Source organism: Pseudomonas sp. S1_G07, from assembly GCF_054668565.1.
The window spans coordinates 1-18,190 of the sequence record NZ_CP162778.1; the positions used below are offsets into that span (position 1 = coordinate 1).

12 protein-coding genes, 2 tRNA genes and 3 rRNA genes are annotated in these 18,190 nt (G+C 56.0%); 3 read left to right on the forward strand and 14 right to left on the reverse strand.

The genetic code is table 11. The features are described 5' to 3' along the window. Nucleotides 1-49 precede the first annotated feature (49 nt). From rrf to mrcB, 14 genes are all read right to left on the reverse strand, one after another. Nucleotides 50-165 (reverse strand): 5S ribosomal RNA (rrf, locus tag AB4O05_RS00005). Nucleotides 166-335: 170 nt separating this feature from the next. Beyond that, nucleotides 336-3,227, reverse strand: a 23S ribosomal RNA gene (locus AB4O05_RS00010). Between the two features lie 240 nt (nt 3,228-3,467). Continuing rightward, nucleotides 3,468-3,543 (reverse strand) — tRNA-Ala (locus AB4O05_RS00015). 10 nt (nt 3,544-3,553) lie between these two features. Continuing rightward, nucleotides 3,554-3,630: transfer RNA gene (locus AB4O05_RS00020), tRNA-Ile, on the reverse strand. Nucleotides 3,631-3,753: 123 nt separating this feature from the next. After that, nucleotides 3,754-5,290, reverse strand: a 16S ribosomal RNA gene (locus AB4O05_RS00025). The 16S, 23S and 5S rRNA genes sit together here with 2 tRNA genes alongside, the layout of an rRNA operon. 487 nt (nt 5,291-5,777) lie before the next feature. Beyond that, complete coding sequence (gene msrQ, locus AB4O05_RS00030) at nt 5,778-6,398, reverse strand: protein-methionine-sulfoxide reductase heme-binding subunit MsrQ (RefSeq protein WP_460133991.1); 621 nt, start codon at nt 6,396-6,398, stop codon at nt 5,778-5,780. After that, a complete protein-coding gene (gene msrP / locus AB4O05_RS00035) occupies nt 6,398-7,411 on the reverse strand; it encodes a protein-methionine-sulfoxide reductase catalytic subunit MsrP (RefSeq protein WP_460133990.1) in 1,014 nt (337 codons plus the stop codon). The genes msrQ and msrP overlap by 1 nt, the downstream gene beginning before the upstream one ends. A gap of 63 nt (nt 7,412-7,474) precedes the next feature. Continuing rightward, nucleotides 7,475-8,332 (reverse strand): CDP-diacylglycerol--serine O-phosphatidyltransferase, encoded by an 858-nt coding sequence (gene pssA, locus AB4O05_RS00040; RefSeq protein ID WP_460133988.1) that lies wholly within the window; start codon nt 8,330-8,332, stop codon nt 7,475-7,477. A gap of 144 nt (nt 8,333-8,476) precedes the next feature. Beyond that, complete coding sequence (ilvC, locus tag AB4O05_RS00045; protein WP_003176099.1) at nt 8,477-9,493, reverse strand: ketol-acid reductoisomerase; 1,017 nt, start codon at nt 9,491-9,493, stop codon at nt 8,477-8,479. 46 nt (nt 9,494-9,539) lie between these two features. Next, the gene (ilvN, locus tag AB4O05_RS00050) at nt 9,540-10,031 is read right to left on the reverse strand and encodes an acetolactate synthase small subunit (RefSeq protein ID WP_003176102.1); all 492 of its coding nucleotides are present in this window, start codon (nt 10,029-10,031) and stop codon (nt 9,540-9,542) included. 2 nt (nt 10,032-10,033) lie between these two features. Then, on the reverse strand, nt 10,034-11,758 hold the full coding sequence (locus tag AB4O05_RS00055) for an acetolactate synthase 3 large subunit (RefSeq protein ID WP_460133986.1): 1,725 nt from the start codon (nt 11,756-11,758) through the stop codon (nt 10,034-10,036). 431 nt (nt 11,759-12,189) lie between these two features. Further along, complete coding sequence (locus AB4O05_RS00060) at nt 12,190-12,519, reverse strand: YqcC family protein (protein ID WP_460133984.1); 330 nt, start codon at nt 12,517-12,519, stop codon at nt 12,190-12,192. Next, a complete protein-coding gene (locus AB4O05_RS00065) occupies nt 12,519-13,253 on the reverse strand; it encodes a tetratricopeptide repeat protein (protein WP_460133983.1) in 735 nt (244 codons plus the stop codon). The genes AB4O05_RS00060 and AB4O05_RS00065 overlap by 1 nt, the downstream gene beginning before the upstream one ends. A 16-nt stretch (nt 13,254-13,269) precedes the next feature. Beyond that, nucleotides 13,270-15,594 carry a penicillin-binding protein 1B gene (mrcB, locus tag AB4O05_RS00070; protein ID WP_460133981.1) on the reverse strand — a complete coding sequence of 775 codons (2,325 nt, stop codon included), beginning with the start codon at nt 15,592-15,594 and terminating at the stop codon, nt 13,270-13,272. Between the two features lie 118 nt (nt 15,595-15,712). On the opposite strand from mrcB, the gene AB4O05_RS00075 reads away from it, so the two are divergent. From AB4O05_RS00075 to AB4O05_RS00085, 3 genes are all read left to right on the forward strand, one after another. Then, complete coding sequence (locus tag AB4O05_RS00075) at nt 15,713-17,269, forward strand: bifunctional aminoglycoside phosphotransferase/ATP-binding protein (protein WP_460133980.1); 1,557 nt, start codon at nt 15,713-15,715, stop codon at nt 17,267-17,269. Nucleotides 17,270-17,361: 92 nt separating this feature from the next. Next, complete coding sequence (locus AB4O05_RS00080; RefSeq protein ID WP_460133979.1) at nt 17,362-17,706, forward strand: pentapeptide repeat-containing protein; 345 nt, start codon at nt 17,362-17,364, stop codon at nt 17,704-17,706. Between the two features lie 201 nt (nt 17,707-17,907). Continuing rightward, on the forward strand, nt 17,908-18,180 hold the full coding sequence (locus tag AB4O05_RS00085) for a TfoX/Sxy family protein (RefSeq protein ID WP_460133977.1): 273 nt from the start codon (nt 17,908-17,910) through the stop codon (nt 18,178-18,180). Nucleotides 18,181-18,190 lie beyond the last annotated feature (10 nt).

An 18,190-nucleotide genomic window follows, 5' to 3' on the forward strand; every position in this document is an offset into this window, starting at 1 on the left:
CAAAACAAAACCCCTGTCTGCGTTAGCAAACAGGGGTTTCGGAATTTAATCTTGACGATGACCTACTCTCACATGGGGAAACCCCACACTACCATCGGCGATGCATCGTTTCACTACTGAGTTCGGGATGGGATCAGGTGGTTCCAATGCTCTATGGTCGTCAAGAAATTCGGGTACCGAATCGTGGCCAGCTGGCCGCGCTTCAGCAAATTGGGTATGTGACAGCTTTCGGTGTTTTGTGAGCGTCGAACTTTCGGTTCATTTCGTCTTCACACACCGCAATCTGGTGCTCTTTCGCCTTTCGGCTCGAAGCAAGCAAATTGCTTGGGTGTTATATGGTCAAGCCTCACGGGCAATTAGTATTGGTTAGCTCAACGCCTCACAGCGCTTACACACCCAACCTATCAACGTCGTAGTCTTCGACGGCCCTTCAGGGAACTCAAGGTTCCAGTGAGATCTCATCTTGAGGCTAGTTTCCCGCTTAGATGCTTTCAGCGGTTATCTATTCCGAACATAGCTACCCGGCAATGCCACTGGCGTGACAACCGGAACACCAGAGGTTCGTCCACTCCGGTCCTCTCGTACTAGGAGCAGCCCCTCTCAAATCTCAAACGTCCACGGCAGATAGGGACCGAACTGTCTCACGACGTTCTAAACCCAGCTCGCGTACCACTTTAAATGGCGAACAGCCATACCCTTGGGACCGGCTTCAGCCCCAGGATGTGATGAGCCGACATCGAGGTGCCAAACACCGCCGTCGATATGAACTCTTGGGCGGTATCAGCCTGTTATCCCCGGAGTACCTTTTATCCGTTGAGCGATGGCCCTTCCATACAGAACCACCGGATCACTAAGACCTACTTTCGTACCTGCTCGACGTGTCTGTCTCGCAGTCAAGCGCGCTTTTGCCTTTATACTCTACGACCGATTTCCGACCGGTCTGAGCGCACCTTCGTACTCCTCCGTTACTCTTTAGGAGGAGACCGCCCCAGTCAAACTACCCACCATACACTGTCCTCGATCCGGATAACGGACCTGAGTTAGAACCTCAAAGTTGCCAGGGTGGTATTTCAAGGTTGGCTCCACGCGAACTGGCGTCCACGCTTCAAAGCCTCCCACCTATCCTACACAAGCAAATTCAAAGTCCAGTGCAAAGCTATAGTAAAGGTTCACGGGGTCTTTCCGTCTAGCCGCGGATACACTGCATCTTCACAGCGATTTCAATTTCACTGAGTCTCGGGTGGAGACAGCGCCGCCATCGTTACGCCATTCGTGCAGGTCGGAACTTACCCGACAAGGAATTTCGCTACCTTAGGACCGTTATAGTTACGGCCGCCGTTTACCGGGGCTTCGATCAAGAGCTTCGCGTTAGCTAACCCCATCAATTAACCTTCCGGCACCGGGCAGGCGTCACACCCTATACGTCCACTTTCGTGTTTGCAGAGTGCTGTGTTTTTAATAAACAGTCGCAGCGGCCTGGTATCTTCGACCGGCATGAGCTTACGGAGCAAGTCCTTCACCCTCACCGGCGCACCTTCTCCCGAAGTTACGGTGCCATTTTGCCTAGTTCCTTCACCCGAGTTCTCTCAAGCGCCTTGGTATTCTCTACCCAACCACCTGTGTCGGTTTGGGGTACGGTTCCTGGTTACCTGAAGCTTAGAAGCTTTTCTTGGAAGCATGGCATCAACCACTTCGTCATCTAAAAGATGACTCGTCATCAGCTCTCGGCCTTAAGATCCCGGATTTACCTAAGATCTCAGCCTACCACCTTAAACTTGGACAACCAACGCCAAGCTGGCCTAGCCTTCTCCGTCCCTCCATCGCAATAACCAGAAGTACAGGAATATTAACCTGTTTTCCATCGACTACGCTTTTCAGCCTCGCCTTAGGGACCGACTAACCCTGCGTCGATTAACGTTGCGCAGGAAACCTTGGTCTTTCGGCGTGGGTGTTTTTCACACCCATTGTCGTTACTCATGTCAGCATTCGCACTTCTGATACCTCCAGCAAGCTTCTCAACTCACCTTCACAGGCTTACAGAACGCTCCTCTACCGCATCACTTACGTGATACCCGTAGCTTCGGTGTATGGTTTGAGCCCCGTTACATCTTCCGCGCAGGCCGACTCGACTAGTGAGCTATTACGCTTTCTTTAAAGGGTGGCTGCTTCTAAGCCAACCTCCTAGCTGTCTAAGCCTTCCCACATCGTTTCCCACTTAACCATAACTTTGGGACCTTAGCTGACGGTCTGGGTTGTTTCCCTTTTCACGACGGACGTTAGCACCCGCCGTGTGTCTCCCATGCTCGGCACTTGTAGGTATTCGGAGTTTGCATCGGTTTGGTAAGTCGGGATGACCCCCTAGCCGAAACAGTGCTCTACCCCCTACAGTGATACATGAGGCGCTACCTAAATAGCTTTCGAGGAGAACCAGCTATCTCCGAGCTTGATTAGCCTTTCACTCCGATCCACAGGTCATCCGCTAACTTTTCAACGGTAGTCGGTTCGGTCCTCCAGTTAGTGTTACCCAACCTTCAACCTGCCCATGGATAGATCGCCCGGTTTCGGGTCTATTCCCAGCGACTAGACGCCCTATTAAGACTCGCTTTCGCTACGCCTCCCCTATTCGGTTAAGCTCGCCACTGAAAATAAGTCGCTGACCCATTATACAAAAGGTACGCAGTCACCCAACAAAGTGGGCTCCCACTGCTTGTACGCATACGGTTTCAGGATCTATTTCACTCCCCTCTCCGGGGTTCTTTTCGCCTTTCCCTCACGGTACTAGTTCACTATCGGTCAGTCAGTAGTATTTAGCCTTGGAGGATGGTCCCCCCATATTCAGACAAAGTTTCTCGTGCTCCGTCCTACTCGATTTCATGACTAAGAGATTTTCGCGTACAGGGCTATCACCCACTATGGCCGCACTTTCCAGAGCGTTCCGCTAATCTCAAAGCCACTTAAGGGCTAGTCCCCGTTCGCTCGCCACTACTAAGGGAATCTCGGTTGATTTCTTTTCCTCAGGGTACTTAGATGTTTCAGTTCCCCTGGTTCGCCTCTTGCACCTATGTATTCAGTACAAGATAACCATCTTATGATGGCTGGGTTCCCCCATTCAGACATCTCCGGATCAAAGTCTGTTTGCCGACTCCCCGAAGCTTTTCGCAGGCTACCACGTCTTTCATCGCCTCTGACTGCCAAGGCATCCACCGTATGCGCTTCTTCACTTGACCATATAACCCCAAGCAATCTGGTTATACTGTGAAGACGACATTCGCCGAAAATTCGATAATACTCAATTAAGAGATACTCACAAATTTTACCTTAGCCTGAGCCGTTACCAGTGAAAGTAACGTCCAGTCTATCTTTCTATCACATACCCAAATTTTTAAAGAACGATCTAATCAAAGACTAGAAATCAATATTCACGCCGGAATATTCATTTCTAAACTCTAACAAGTAAAAGCAGTTAATGGTGGAGCCAAACGGGATCGAACCGTTGACCTCCTGCGTGCAAGGCAGGCGCTCTCCCAGCTGAGCTATGGCCCCATAACAAAATTGGTGGGTCTGGGCAGATTCGAACTGCCGACCTCACCCTTATCAGGGGTGCGCTCTAACCAACTGAGCTACAGACCCAATTTCGAGCGCGTAACTGTTAGCTTGGAGCTATCAGCTTGGAGCTTAAAGCTGCTTCTATCGTCTTCTTCAATGAATCAAGCAATTCGTGTGGGAACTTATGGAGCAGCTGATGTCGTCGATTAAGGAGGTGATCCAGCCGCAGGTTCCCCTACGGCTACCTTGTTACGACTTCACCCCAGTCATGAATCACACCGTGGTAACCGTCCTCCCGAAGGTTAGACTAGCTACTTCTGGTGCAACCCACTCCCATGGTGTGACGGGCGGTGTGTACAAGGCCCGGGAACGTATTCACCGCGACATTCTGATTCGCGATTACTAGCGATTCCGACTTCACGCAGTCGAGTTGCAGACTGCGATCCGGACTACGATCGGTTTTATGGGATTAGCTCCACCTCGCGGCTTGGCAACCCTCTGTACCGACCATTGTAGCACGTGTGTAGCCCAGGCCGTAAGGGCCATGATGACTTGACGTCATCCCCACCTTCCTCCGGTTTGTCACCGGCAGTCTCCTTAGAGTGCCCACCATTACGTGCTGGTAACTAAGGACAAGGGTTGCGCTCGTTACGGGACTTAACCCAACATCTCACGACACGAGCTGACGACAGCCATGCAGCACCTGTCTCAATGTTCCCGAAGGCACCAATCTATCTCTAGAAAGTTCATTGGATGTCAAGGCCTGGTAAGGTTCTTCGCGTTGCTTCGAATTAAACCACATGCTCCACCGCTTGTGCGGGCCCCCGTCAATTCATTTGAGTTTTAACCTTGCGGCCGTACTCCCCAGGCGGTCAACTTAATGCGTTAGCTGCGCCACTAAGAGCTCAAGGCTCCCAACGGCTAGTTGACATCGTTTACGGCGTGGACTACCAGGGTATCTAATCCTGTTTGCTCCCCACGCTTTCGCACCTCAGTGTCAGTATCAGTCCAGGTGGTCGCCTTCGCCACTGGTGTTCCTTCCTATATCTACGCATTTCACCGCTACACAGGAAATTCCACCACCCTCTACCATACTCTAGTCAGTCAGTTTTGAATGCAGTTCCCAGGTTGAGCCCGGGGATTTCACATCCAACTTAACAAACCACCTACGCGCGCTTTACGCCCAGTAATTCCGATTAACGCTTGCACCCTCTGTATTACCGCGGCTGCTGGCACAGAGTTAGCCGGTGCTTATTCTGTCGGTAACGTCAAAACCACCACGTATTAGGTAATGGCCCTTCCTCCCAACTTAAAGTGCTTTACAATCCGAAGACCTTCTTCACACACGCGGCATGGCTGGATCAGGCTTTCGCCCATTGTCCAATATTCCCCACTGCTGCCTCCCGTAGGAGTCTGGACCGTGTCTCAGTTCCAGTGTGACTGATCATCCTCTCAGACCAGTTACGGATCGTCGCCTTGGTGAGCCATTACCCCACCAACTAGCTAATCCGACCTAGGCTCATCTGATAGCGCAAGGCCCGAAGGTCCCCTGCTTTCTCCCGTAGGACGTATGCGGTATTAGCGTCCGTTTCCGAACGTTATCCCCCACTACCAGGCAGATTCCTAGGCATTACTCACCCGTCCGCCGCTCTCAAGAGAAGCAAGCTTCTCTCTACCGCTCGACTTGCATGTGTTAGGCCTGCCGCCAGCGTTCAATCTGAGCCATGATCAAACTCTTCAGTTCAAACATCTTTGGGTTTTTAAGAAACCCTAAACTTGGCTCAGCAATCGTTGGTTATTCTTTGATTTCTCGCGGAGTAACTTGTGATGCTGATAATCTTGTTGACTATCAGTCTGACTCCACAAGCACCCACACGAATTGCTTGATTCAGTTGTTAAAGAGCGGTTGGTTAAGAGCTTTCGTCTCAACCGAGGCGCGCATTCTACAGCAGCCTCATTTGCTGTCAAGTGGTTATTTTCAGAAGCTTTCGAAGAATTCTTCAACAACTTCAACCACTTGCGCCTCCGATCTCTCGTCAGCGGGAGGCGAATTCTACAGCGTTACACGCTGCTGTCAACACCTCTTTTTCAACTTCCTTCTGGCTTCGATGAACTGAAGCAACTTGCTGCTTAAAACTGATTAACTCATTGTTTAGCAAGGAGTTTTCAGTTTCGGCAGCGCCGGAAGTGGGGCGAATTATAGGCCTCTAGAATTTGCGGTCAAGCGTTAATTACGCTTTTGTGGCAGAAGGCGCTTTTTTCGCAGTAAGTCGGGGGATTCGACGCATCAGAGGCGGTATCCGCAAGATAAGGAGCAGTGCTCCTATGGAAGCATAGATAGACCACTCCTTCAGATCAGCTCGCACAATCCACAACATATGCAGCAGACCAAGCCCCAGAATTACGTAAACCAGGCGATGCAACTTCTTCCAACGGCTACCCAGCCGCCGCTGACTATAGCGATTAGACGTTACCGCCAGCACCAGCAACGACAAGAAGCCCAACGCTCCGACAATAATGTAAGGCCGCTTGCGCAGCTCCACACCGAGTTGCGACCAATCAAGCCCCAGGACAAACACACAATAAGCCGCCAGATGCAGCACTACATAAGCGAAGCACCACAAACCAATCTGCCGGCGCACAGCGATCCACCCCGCCCAACCGCTGAGCTTCTGCAGCGGCGTCATCCCCAGAGTGATCAGCAACAGGATCAACGAACCCAGTCCCAATCTGTCAACCAGCACCTTGCCTGGATCTGGCCCCAGGGCAAAGCTCCAGGCTTCATATAGCCATAGCAACGGCCAGACAGCTGCGCCAATAAAAACGCCAACGCGCCAAATGGGGTAACGCATCAATAGTTCTTCCGCAGATCGAGACCGGTATATAGAGAAGCGACTTCGTCCGAGTAGCCATTGAACATCTGCGTCTCACGCACATTGGGACTGAACAGGCCGCTCGGCAGACGACGCTCCCGCGCCTGGGTCCAGCGAGGATGATCGACCGTAGGGTTCACATTGGCATAGAACCCATATTCATCCGCTGCGATGCTTTGCCAGGTAGTTTTCGGCTGTTCACTGACAAGACTTATCCGCACGATCGACTTCACACTCTTGAAGCCATACTTCCAAGGCACAACCAGGCGCAATGGCGCGCCATTCTGATTCGGCAGCTCCCGCCCATACATGCCAACGGCGAGAATCGCCAAGGGATTCATAGCCTCATCCAAACGCAAGCCTTCAACATAAGGCCAGTCGATCAAGCCAAAACTCGAACGTTGGCCCGGCATGCTCTTGGGGTCCTGGAGGGTTTCAAAACGGATGTATTTGGCCTTGGCCGTCGGCTCAACCTGCTTGAGCAGGGCCGAGATCGGAAAGCCCATCCACGGAATGACCATCGACCACGCCTCGACACAGCGCAACCGATAGATCCGCTCCTCCAACTGATAGGGCTTCATAAAGTCTTCCAAGGCATAACGCCCCGGCTTCGCCACCTCACCGTCAATCACGACGCTCCACGGTTCGGTCTTGAGTGAGCCCGCATTTTTCGCTGGGTCGCCCTTGTCTGTACCGAATTCATAGAAGTTGTTGTAGTGGGTTGCGTCCTTGAACGGAGTGATAGCCTCATCCTTGACCGTCACCGCCTGCCATTTCGTTGCCGGCAGTTTCTCGACAAACCAGTTGGGAGCTCTGCCCGGCTCAACATCAGCATAACGCGCAGCGTCTGCGGCAACGGCCCAACGCGGCAAGCTGCTGGCCGCAATACCGGCAAGTGCACCGCCGAGCAAACTGCGGCGCGAAAGATAGAAGGACTCGGGAGTGACATCCGATTCATGGCAATCGGACGCTTTAGGCAATTTGATTAACATAGCAACTCCGCAGCATTGGAGGACTGATACACCAATAGACTGCGGAGTATGGGGGAAATTACATTAAGGCAACGTTTTGTCCCGACGCAGCTGCAGCAGGTATTGAATCGGCCCCGACGCGGCATAGACCAGGAACGCCAGCAGCAGAATACGCGGCGGATCACTGAAGACCACCGCAAATACCAGCACTACGACCAGAATGGCCACGAAAGGCACACGCCCCTTGAGGTCGAGCTCCTTGAAGCTGTTGTACTTGATGTTGCTGACCATCAGCATCCCGGCAGCCGCCACCATCAAGGCCACAAGGAACGACATCTTCGATCCCTGAATACCATAGTCACTGAAGGCCCAGACGATACCCGCCACCACACCTGCCGCGGCCGGACTGGCCAGGCCGATGAAGTAACGTTTGTCGGCAGTACCCACCTGGGTATTGAAGCGCGCCAGCCGCAAAGCGGCGCCCGCGACATAGATGAAAGCAACCATCCAGCCAACCTTGCCCATGTCACCCAAGGCCCAGGCAAACGCCAGCAATGCGGGAGCAACACCAAACGCGACCATGTCCGATAACGAGTCGTACTCGGCACCGAAGGCACTTTGGGTATTGGTCATCCGCGCCACACGACCATCCAGGCCGTCGAGCACCATGGCAACAAAGATCGCGATGGCAGCAAAACCAAAATACTTGCTGGCGCTCGCCGCATCACCCGCCGCCAGCGCGCTCTGGGCACTCATGGAGTTGATGATGGAATAGAACCCGGCGAACAGGTTCGCCGTGGTGAACAGGTTGGGCAAAAGATAGATGCCACGATGCCGGACCTTGCGGCCTTCCGCGTCATGCCCTTCTTCGACATGTTCATCGATCGGCAGCAGGCTTTCGGCGTCAGAAGCCTGGTTTGGCTCTTCGGGACGTTCGCTCATGGACTTTACCTTGCAACGGTGTGAAAAAATTCGACAAATACGTGCGGCGAGTGTTCGCCCGCAAACGATGCAGCTTTATACCAGAAGCTGCCTCTCAAACGAAAAAACGCGGCCTAGGCCGCGTTCTCTCTTGATGCGTACGACTTAGTTTTTGGCTTTGTCGACGATCTTGTTGGCACCGATCCACGGCATCATGGAGCGCAGTTGCTCGCCGATGACTTCGATACCGTGAGCGGCGTTGTTACGACGCTTGGCGGTCATCGAAGGGTAGCCGGTAGCACCTTCGCTGATGAACATTTTGGCGTATTCGCCGTCCTGAATACGTTTCAGGGCATTGCGCATGGCCTGACGGGACTCGGCATTGATCACTTCCGGGCCAGTCACGTACTCGCCGTATTCGGCGTTGTTGGAGATCGAGTAGTTCATGTTGGCGATACCGCCTTCGTACATGAGGTCAACGATCAGCTTCAGTTCGTGCAGGCACTCGAAGTAGGCCATTTCCGGCGCGTAGCCGGCTTCAACCAGGGTTTCGAAACCGGCTTTCACCAGCTCAACAGTACCGCCGCACAGAACGGCTTGCTCGCCGAACAGGTCGGTTTCAGTCTCGTCCTTGAAGGTGGTTTCGATGATGCCGGTACGACCACCACCCACGCCGGCGGCGTAGGACAACGCAACGTTTTTGGCGTTGCCGGAGGCGTCCTGGTAGATCGCGATCAGGTCAGGGATACCGCCGCCTTTGACGAACTCGGAACGCACGGTGTGACCCGGCGCTTTCGGCGCGATCATGATCACGTCGAGGTCAGCGCGCGGCACAACCTGGTTGTAGTGGATCGCGAAGCCGTGGGAGAAGGCCAGGGTGGCGCCTTTCTTGATGTTCGGCTCGATTTCGTTCTTGTACAGCGCGGACTGGAACTCGTCCGGGGTCAGGATCATGACCAGGTCGGCAGCCGCAACGGCGGAAGCAACGTCAGTCACTTTCAGGCCATGGGCTTCTGCCTTGGCCACGGTGGCCGAGCCTTTACGCAGGCCAACGGTCACGTCAACGCCGGAATCTTTCAGGTTGCACGCTTGCGCGTGACCCTGGGAGCCGTAGCCGATGATGGCGACTTTCTTGCCCTGGATGATCGACAGGTCACAATCTTTATCGTAATAAACTTTCATGAGGTTCCTCTATATATCCAGGCCCTAAGGCCATTCACTAATTGGGTTAGATGCTGAGTACTTTGTCGCCGCGGGCAATACCGGTGACACCACTGCGTACGGTTTCCAGAATCGAAGCTGTCCCGATCGACTGGATGAAGCTGTCCAGCTTGTCACTGGTACCGGTCAGTTGAACGGTATAGACGCTGGCGCTTACATCGACGATCTGCCCGCGATAGATGTCGGTGGTGCGCTTGATCTCGGCACGTTGGGCACCCGTGGCCTTGACCTTGACCAACATCAGCTCGCGTTCAATGTGGGCACTTTCCGACAGATCGACCAGCTTGACCACTTCGATCAGCTTGTTGAGGTTCTTGGTGATCTGCTCGATCACCTCATCATGACCAACAGTGGTCAACGTCAGACGCGACAGGGTCGGGTCTTCGGTCGGGGCCACGGTCAGGCTTTCGATGTTGTAGTTGCGTTGCGAAAACAGGCCGACAACACGAGACAGAGCGCCGGGTTCGTTCTCCAGAAGCAGGGAGATAATGTGCCGCATGATTAAGTACGCTCCGTCTTGTTCAGCCACATATCGCGCATAGAGCCGTCTTTGATCTGCATCGGGTAGACGTGCTCGCTGGTATCCACCTGAATATCGATGAATACCAGGCGGTCCTTCATGGCGAACGCCTCTTCCATCTTCGGCTTCAGATCTTTCAAATCGGTGATGCGCATGCCGACGTGGCCATAGGCTTCAACCAATTTGATGAAATCTGGCAGCGACTCCATATAGGAATGAGAGTGACGACTGCCGTAGCTCATGTCCTGCCACTGACGAACCATGCCCAGCACGCCGTTGTTCAAGCACACAATCTTCACGGGAAGGCCGTATTGCAGGCACGTCGACAGCTCCTGGATGTTCATCTGGATGCTGCCTTCGCCAGTCACGCAAGCAACATCGGCGTCCGGGAAGCTGAGTTTCACCCCCATGGCCGCAGGGAAACCAAAGCCCATCGTGCCCAGGCCACCGGAGTTGATCCAGCGGTTAGGCTTGTCGAACGTGTAGTACTGCGCGGCGAACATCTGGTGCTGGCCCACATCGGACGTCACAAAGGCATCACCCTTGGTGACTTCGCACAGGGTCTCGATCACGGTTTGTGGCTTGATGATGCTGCCGTCGCCCTTGTCGTAAGGAAACAAGCCGCGATCACCGCGCCATTCGTCGATCTGCTTCCACCAACTGGCAACCGATTCCTTGTTCGGTGCCTGGCCGATGTCCTTGAGCGCAGCGACCATTTCGGTCAACACGCTTTCCACAGGCCCAACTATCGGCACGTCGGCCTTGATGGTCTTGGAGATGGACGCCGGGTCGATGTCGATGTGGATAATCTTGGCGTTCGGGCAGAATTTGCTCGCGCCATTGATCACACGGTCATCGAACCGCGCACCGACCGCCAGAATCACATCGGCGTGATGCATGGTCAGGTTGGCCGTGTAGCTGCCGTGCATGCCAAGCATGCCGACGAACTGACGGTCCGTACCAGGGAAGGCGCCCAAGCCCATCAGAGTATTGGTGACCGGCAGGTTGAGCAGCTTGGCCAGTTCGGTCAGCGGCGCGGAACCACCGCCCAGGATCACACCACCACCCGAATAAAGCACCGGGCGCTTGGCTGCCAGGAGCATTTCCGCGGCCTTGCGAATTTGCCCCGAGTGCCCACGAACGGCCGGGCTGTAGGAACGCAGCTTGGCTTTCTTGGGGAAGACGTATTCGAATTTTTCAGCCGGGTTGGTCATGTCTTTTGGAATATCGACCACGACAGGACCCGGGCGACCGGACTGTGCGAGGTAGAACGCTTTCTTCATGACTTCCGGGATTTCCGAGGCATGCTTGATCATGAAGCTGTGCTTCACGATTGGCCGGGAGATACCGATCATGTCGGTTTCCTGGAATGCATCGGTACCGACCATGGTGCTTGGCACCTGACCGGAAATGATCACCATCGGGATAGAGTCCATATAGGCAGTCGCAATGCCGGTAATGGCATTGGTCGCACCAGGGCCGGACGTTACCAGTACCACACCGGCTTTACCGGTGGCACGGGCGTAACCGTCAGCCATATGGGTCGCGGCCTGTTCGTGGCGAACCAGGATGTGGGTAACAGCCGGCTCCTTGAACAGTGCGTCGTAAACATGCAGCAGAGCACCACCTGGGTACCCATAGATATAGTCGACGCCTTCGTCACGCAAAAAGCGGACGAGCATCTCACCGCCAGATAAAAGCTCCACGTTGTTCACCTCTAAAACGCCAGAATACCGTCCGTTGAAAACCGACGGGTCTTAATAGGTTTACTTCTCAACAGAGCATGAGCGACGGTGGTCGCCGACTACGTCAGCACTGACTGAGCAAGTATTGGGATCGTCCCAAGTGTTGCGGGCTTTTCCCACCCAGCGCGAGGTAACGCGTTGCGGGTGTAACAGGTCGGCGCGGATGTGCGCCTCATGATCTGCTGAGCGGGCCTGCTTCTGGCAGTCCCGATACAGCGGACTTTGGATTCTTCTGTTTCGGGCCCTTCAAGTCAAGCAATAATTGCGCTTTTTTCCAACTAAGCGCATGAGAACGTAGAAGAAAGGGCTTTGAGGAGGGATAAAACTCGCCTGAATGTCGTCAAGCGGTAGAAATGTGCGCAAGACTGCCGGAAAACCCGGCAGTCAGGCAATTAACGAGCGTCGACGATCAATTGGTCGAACTTTTTCAGCGCGTTACGTAAGCCAAGGCTTTCCAATGGCCGATCGGCGTAGACCATCTCGGCCATCTCCAGAATCCCGGAGGCATTGGGCAAAGGCAGGTCCTGCTCGAGAATCTGCTTCATGCGCACCAGGAAAATCCACTGCAGCCACTGGTGGAAGTCCAGGGTATCCACCGAAAAAGGCTCAACACTGCTGAGCGCCGCGTCATCTGGGGGCACCTCGCCCCACCAGCCTTGCACGCGCAACTCGCGCTCGATGAGCAATAACTGCTCGGCAATCGCGGGAAAACGTGCATCCATCAGAGGTTGACCTTGGCTTTTTGCCGGGCCTGAGCAGCGCCAGCGGCGTCGCCTTGTGCGGCACGCGCATCACCAATCAAGGCCCATAGGCTGGCTTGCAGATCAGGCCGGCCGTTGGCCAGGGTAAGGGCACGCCGAGCGAACTGTTCCGCTTGTGGCGCATCACCCTGGGCCATGCGTACCTGGGCCAGGCGATACAGTACTTGCGGTTCACGCGGAGCAACGCGTTGCGCACGCTCAAGGCTCGACGATGCACCGTTCAAGTCCCCTCCCGCCTGCTGCTGCTGAGCAGTGGTCAGCAAGGCCAGCACCGGGCCATCCAGTTGCTCATCCGCCGACAGGCCGCCGGCGCTGGAGGACGATGGAATGCCACTCGGCGTCGATGGCATGGTGTAGGTGCCCTGGTTGATTGGCGCCGTCTGAATCGGTGCGGAATCGATCGGACCCGAGGTGCTCGGCCCTGGCGTCCACGGTTCAGCACTGATCGGCGCCGACGTCGCGGCACCGCCACCCGGAACCATCACCACCACGCCCGAATCCTGCGGCACAGCCTGGGCCTTGGCTTGGGCGGGACGGTTGGTCACGGTCTGGCGGAAACCGCCATTGGCCGAAATACGGTCGTTGTTGGAGACGGTCGTGCTCGAGTCCACCACGGGAATCGAGCCGCGCTGCACGCTGGAGCAACCGCCGAGCAAAGCCAGAGCTGTAATAGCTGGAATCCACCACTTGTTCACTTGAAACCCTCTTTGCTTAATTCATCCAGCCCTTGACCCAATCCATCACCGATTCCGCACTCGCAGGGGCACTGCCCCCACATGCAGCACCGGGTGGTGGTTCGCTGCCGCGAATATACGGCATCTGCACCGCGCCCGGACAGTTGGCATCAGAGCCCTGCCCGGTGTGCGGATCAATCCAGGCCTGCACGATGTTATCCGGCTGCGGCATGTTCAACGGCAGCGGGTCGGCCTTGCGCATGAAGCTGGTCCAGACCTGCAAGGCACCGGTTGCACCGGTAAACGGCGTCTTGCCATTATCGTCACGGCCCAGCCACACCACGGCCAGCACATCCTGACCGAAGCCGGCAAACCAACTGTCCCGCGAGTCGTTACTGGTACCGGTCTTGCCCGCCAGCGTCAGGTTGGACGGCAGCACTTTATAGACAGAACTACCGGTACCTTCACGCATCACGCGCTGCATGGCGTTCTGGATCAGGTAGATAGAGCCCGCATCGAAGCGCTGCTGAATCTGGAAGGGGTAACGCTTGAGCGGCTCCCCTTCGGCAGTCAGTACGCTGCGGATTCCTCGCATCGGCGTATTGAAGCCACCGTTGGCAAGGGTCTGGTACATGGTCGCCACTTCCATCGGCGTCATCGCACCGGCCCCCAGCAGGATCGACGGGAAGGCTGGGAACTCGCGGGTGATACCCAGGCGCGCCAGGGTCTTCAGGACATTCGGCACACCCACCTCGAGCCCCAGGCGCGAAGTGGAAATATTGTAGGAATGCGCCAGCCCCTGGTACAGGAACACAGTGCCATGGGAGCGTCGATCGAAGTTCTGCGGCGTCCACACCTGACCGTCGCCCCCTTTGACCGACAATGGATCATCGGAAAGCCAACTGGTGAGGGTGTATTTGCTCGGCTTTTCCAATGCCGTGAGGTACACCGCGGGCTTGACCAGCGAGCCGATAGGCCGCACGGCATCCAGCGCCCGGTTGAAACCGGCAAAACTGGCCTGGCGACTGCCGATCATGGCCTGCACTTCCCCGGTCTCCGGGTTGGTCACCACCATGGCCGCTTCGACTTCGTCAGAACCCTTGCGGCCCGTCAGACGCTTGAAGGTGTCATTGACCGAGGCTTCGGCCTTCATCTGCAGAATTGGATCAAAGCTGGTGAAGATCCGCAGGCCCTCTTCGGTCAAGTCTTCGTCGCGATAGTCTTGGCGCAACTGGCGTTTTACCAGGTCGATAAAGCCGGGGAAGGAGCTGTCCGCCAGCTTGCCCCGCGTTGTGACGCCCAGTGGCATCTTCTTCGCCGCAGCCACTTGTTCGGCCGTGGCAACCCCCTGCTGCTCAAGCACATCGAGCACCAGGTTGCGACGCTCCAGCGCGCGCTCGGGGTTGCGACGCGGGTTGTAGTAGGAAGGCCCCTTGACCATGCCCACCAACAAGGCAACCTGATGCAGCTTCAATTCCGACAAGGGCTGGCCGAAGAAGAACTGACTGGCCAGGCCGAAACCGTGCACCGCGCGCTGGCCGTCCTGCCCGACAAATACCTCGTTGAGGTAGGCCTCGAGGATTTCCTGCTTGCTGTAGTGCAGCTCCAGCAGCATTGCCATCATCGCTTCGGTGAGCTTACGGGTCAGGCTGCGTTCATTGGTCAGGTAGAAGTTTTTGACCAGCTGTTGGGTCAGCGTACTGCCGCCCTGGGTCATCTTGCCGCCGGAAGTATTGACCCAGATCGCACGCGCAATCGACTTTGGCGACACCCCCCAGTGGCTGTAAAAGTCGCGGTCTTCTACGGCAACCAGGGTCTCGAGCAGGTACGGAGGCACCTGATCCAGCTTGATCAGGATGCGATCTTCAAGGTTCTTTGGGTAAATCCCGCCAATCATCAACGGTTCGAGGCGCACCACCGGCAATTTCGAGCCGTTGAGCGACGACAGTTCGGCCACATAGTCGCCAGAGAAGCGCACGCGTACCGCCTGGGGTTTTTCCAGGCCTTCATAGAATTGGAAGCCGCGGGTGTTCAGGTCGACGGTATTGCCGCTCACCGCCGCCGAGCCCGGGCCATTGCTCACGGGTTCGCGGCGGTAGCCCAGGGCGTCGAGCTCGGTGAGGAAGTCATCCTTGCTCAGCTTCTGACCGGTGAACAGTTCCAGCGGGCGTGCATACACCTTGGCCGGAATGGTCCAACGCTTGCCGGAGAATTTTTCCTGGACCACGGCGTCGAGGTACACCGCAAAGCCGGCAAGCACCACAAGGCCCACCAGGCCGAGTTTGAGCGCCCAGCCAAGCCAAGGGCGCAGGCCACGGGAAGGAGGTTTTTTACGGGAACGGGGAGATCGGGTTCGAGTCATGGCGGCGGATTATACGCACTTTATTGAGGATCAACATGAGCCGGACAGCGGTTTGCATGACCGCCCGTAGCGGCCATAATGCCCGCCATGATTTCCCCCAGACTCTGAAGGATCGCCCGTGAGCCAGTCACTGATCGCTGCCCTGCAAAACCCGGCCTTGTACCCTCATCCGGTTGACGCGTTCCAAGTCATCGAAACGCATATTTCCTGGGTCATCCTGACCGGCCCCTATGCTTATAAATTGAAGAAACCGATGAACTTCGGGTTTCTGGACTTCACCGATCTGGAGAAACGCGGCCATTTCTGCAACGAAGAACTGCGCCTCAACCAACGCCTGACCAACGATTTGTATCTGGAAGTGTTGCCGATTACCGGCACCGCCGAAGCGCCACAATTGGGCGGCGAAGGTCCGGTGATCGAGTATGCACTGAAGATGCGCCAGTTCCCGCAAAGCCAACTGCTCAGCACCTTGCAAGCCAATGGCGAATTGACCAGCGCGCATATCGATGAGATGGCCAGGCAAATCGCGCACTTTCACCTTACCGCGCCAAAAGTCCCGCAAGACCACCCAGCCGGCACCCCGGACGAAGTCATGGCGCCAGTGCGGCAGAACTTCGACCAGATCCGCCCGTTCCTCAGTGACAAGGCCGACCTGGCTCAACTGGAAGCACTGCAAGCCTGGGCCGAAAGCAGCTTCGAACGGCTCAAGCCGCTGCTGGCACGGCGCAAGCTCGATGGTTTCATCCGCGAATGCCACGGTGACATCCACCTCGGCAATGCCACCCTGATCGATGGCCATGTGGTGATTTTCGACTGCATCGAGTTCAACGAACCCTTTCGGTTCACCGACGTGTACGCCGATACCGGCTTCCTGGCGATGGACCTGGAAGACCGTGGCCTCAAGTCATTGGCCCGTCGCTTCATCAGCCAGTACCTGGAGCTGACCGGTGACTATCAGGGCCTTGAGGTGCTGAACTTCTACAAGGCCTATCGCGCGCTGGTACGCGCCAAGGTTTCGCTGTTCAGCATGCCGAGCGAGGCCAGCCCGGTGCAACGCGCCACCACGCTGCGCCAGTACCGCAACTACGCCAACCTGGCGGAAAGCTACAGCACCATTCCGTCGCGCTTCCTGGCGATTACCCACGGCGTCTCGGCGGTGGGCAAGAGCCATGTTGCGATGCGCCTGGTGGAGGCCTTGGGCGCCATTCGCCTGCGTTCAGATGTAGAGCGCAAGCGCCTGTTCGGCGAGCAGCACGTGGAAAACACGCCACAGGCCGGCATCTATGCCGCCGATGCCAGCGCCAGGACTTACGCGCGCTTGAATGAAATCGCCGACATCGTACTGCGCGCCGGCTTCCCGGTGGTGCTGGACGCCACCTTCCTCAAACGCGAACAACGCGACGCCGCCGCCAAGGTTGCCGAAGCCACGGGCGCGCCGTTCCTGATCCTGGACTGCAACGCACCGCACGCCGTAATCAGCAGTTGGTTGGCGCAACGCCAGGCGGATAACAACGATCCTTCCGACGCTACGCTTACCGTTATCGAAGAGCAGCAAGCCAATCGCGACCCGCTGACGGCAGAAGAACTGCTGCTGAGCAAACGGGTCGAAACCAATCAAAGCGGGACTCTCGACGCCCTGATCGCACAAATTCGCCAGCGCCTGCCTGGTCTGTAAGAAAAATTTCTTGGCCGTGTCGCCGACTTGGGCGCACGATCATGAAATAGTGGCACTATAATGGCGTCATAATTCCAACAGGAGACGTTTTCATGAGTCAGCCCAAGCTTCTTGATACTCCTCTCTACGCGCTCCTGCATAAAGACGATATTCGTGGTTTCAATCAGGAACGCCCAGCAAACGGCGTCATCGACATGCGCGGTGGCGACTTCCGTGGGCTGGACTTACGCGACCTGAACGCTACCGGTGTAGATTTCACCGATGCGTATTTCCGCTCCGCTGATTTGCGCGGCCTGGACTTGCGTGACTGCTCACTGGAAGGCGCCAGCCTGGCCCATGCGCAAATCTCGGGCACCTACTTCCCACCTGAGCTGACTGCCGACGAGATCCTCATGTCGGTCAACTTCGGCACTCGCTTGCGCTACCGCACCAAGTAAACCCCATGCTTCGACCCAGGCTACGCGAAAGCTGGCCTGGGGCTTGCACCTGCCCGCCGTCAAAATCCCAGCGTCATTCTTATAGCTTTTAGGTCGTTTCAGACCAAAAAACCACGCTTTTCCTACTGAGCGCTACACTCCTTTTCAGGCTGTCCTGGTCACGATACCCACCGCACCATTCGGCCGTCGCAAGGAGGCTTGATGAACGATGAGCTGCAACATCTGAAAAACCTCGGCAAGACGTCAGCACAGTGGCTGCATGCGGTGGGCATCCACAGTGCATCCGACCTGCGCCGCCTGGGAGCGGTCGATGCCTATCGGGCCGTGAAAACTCGCGGGTTCCGCGCATCGAAGGTTTTGCTGTATGCCATCGAAGGGGCCTTGATGGATGTGCATTGGAACGACATTCCGCCCGAGCGCAAGGAAGCGTTGAACCGCCAATTGGAAGCTGTTGCAGCACGCCAGAAGAATTAGCCACGTTGGA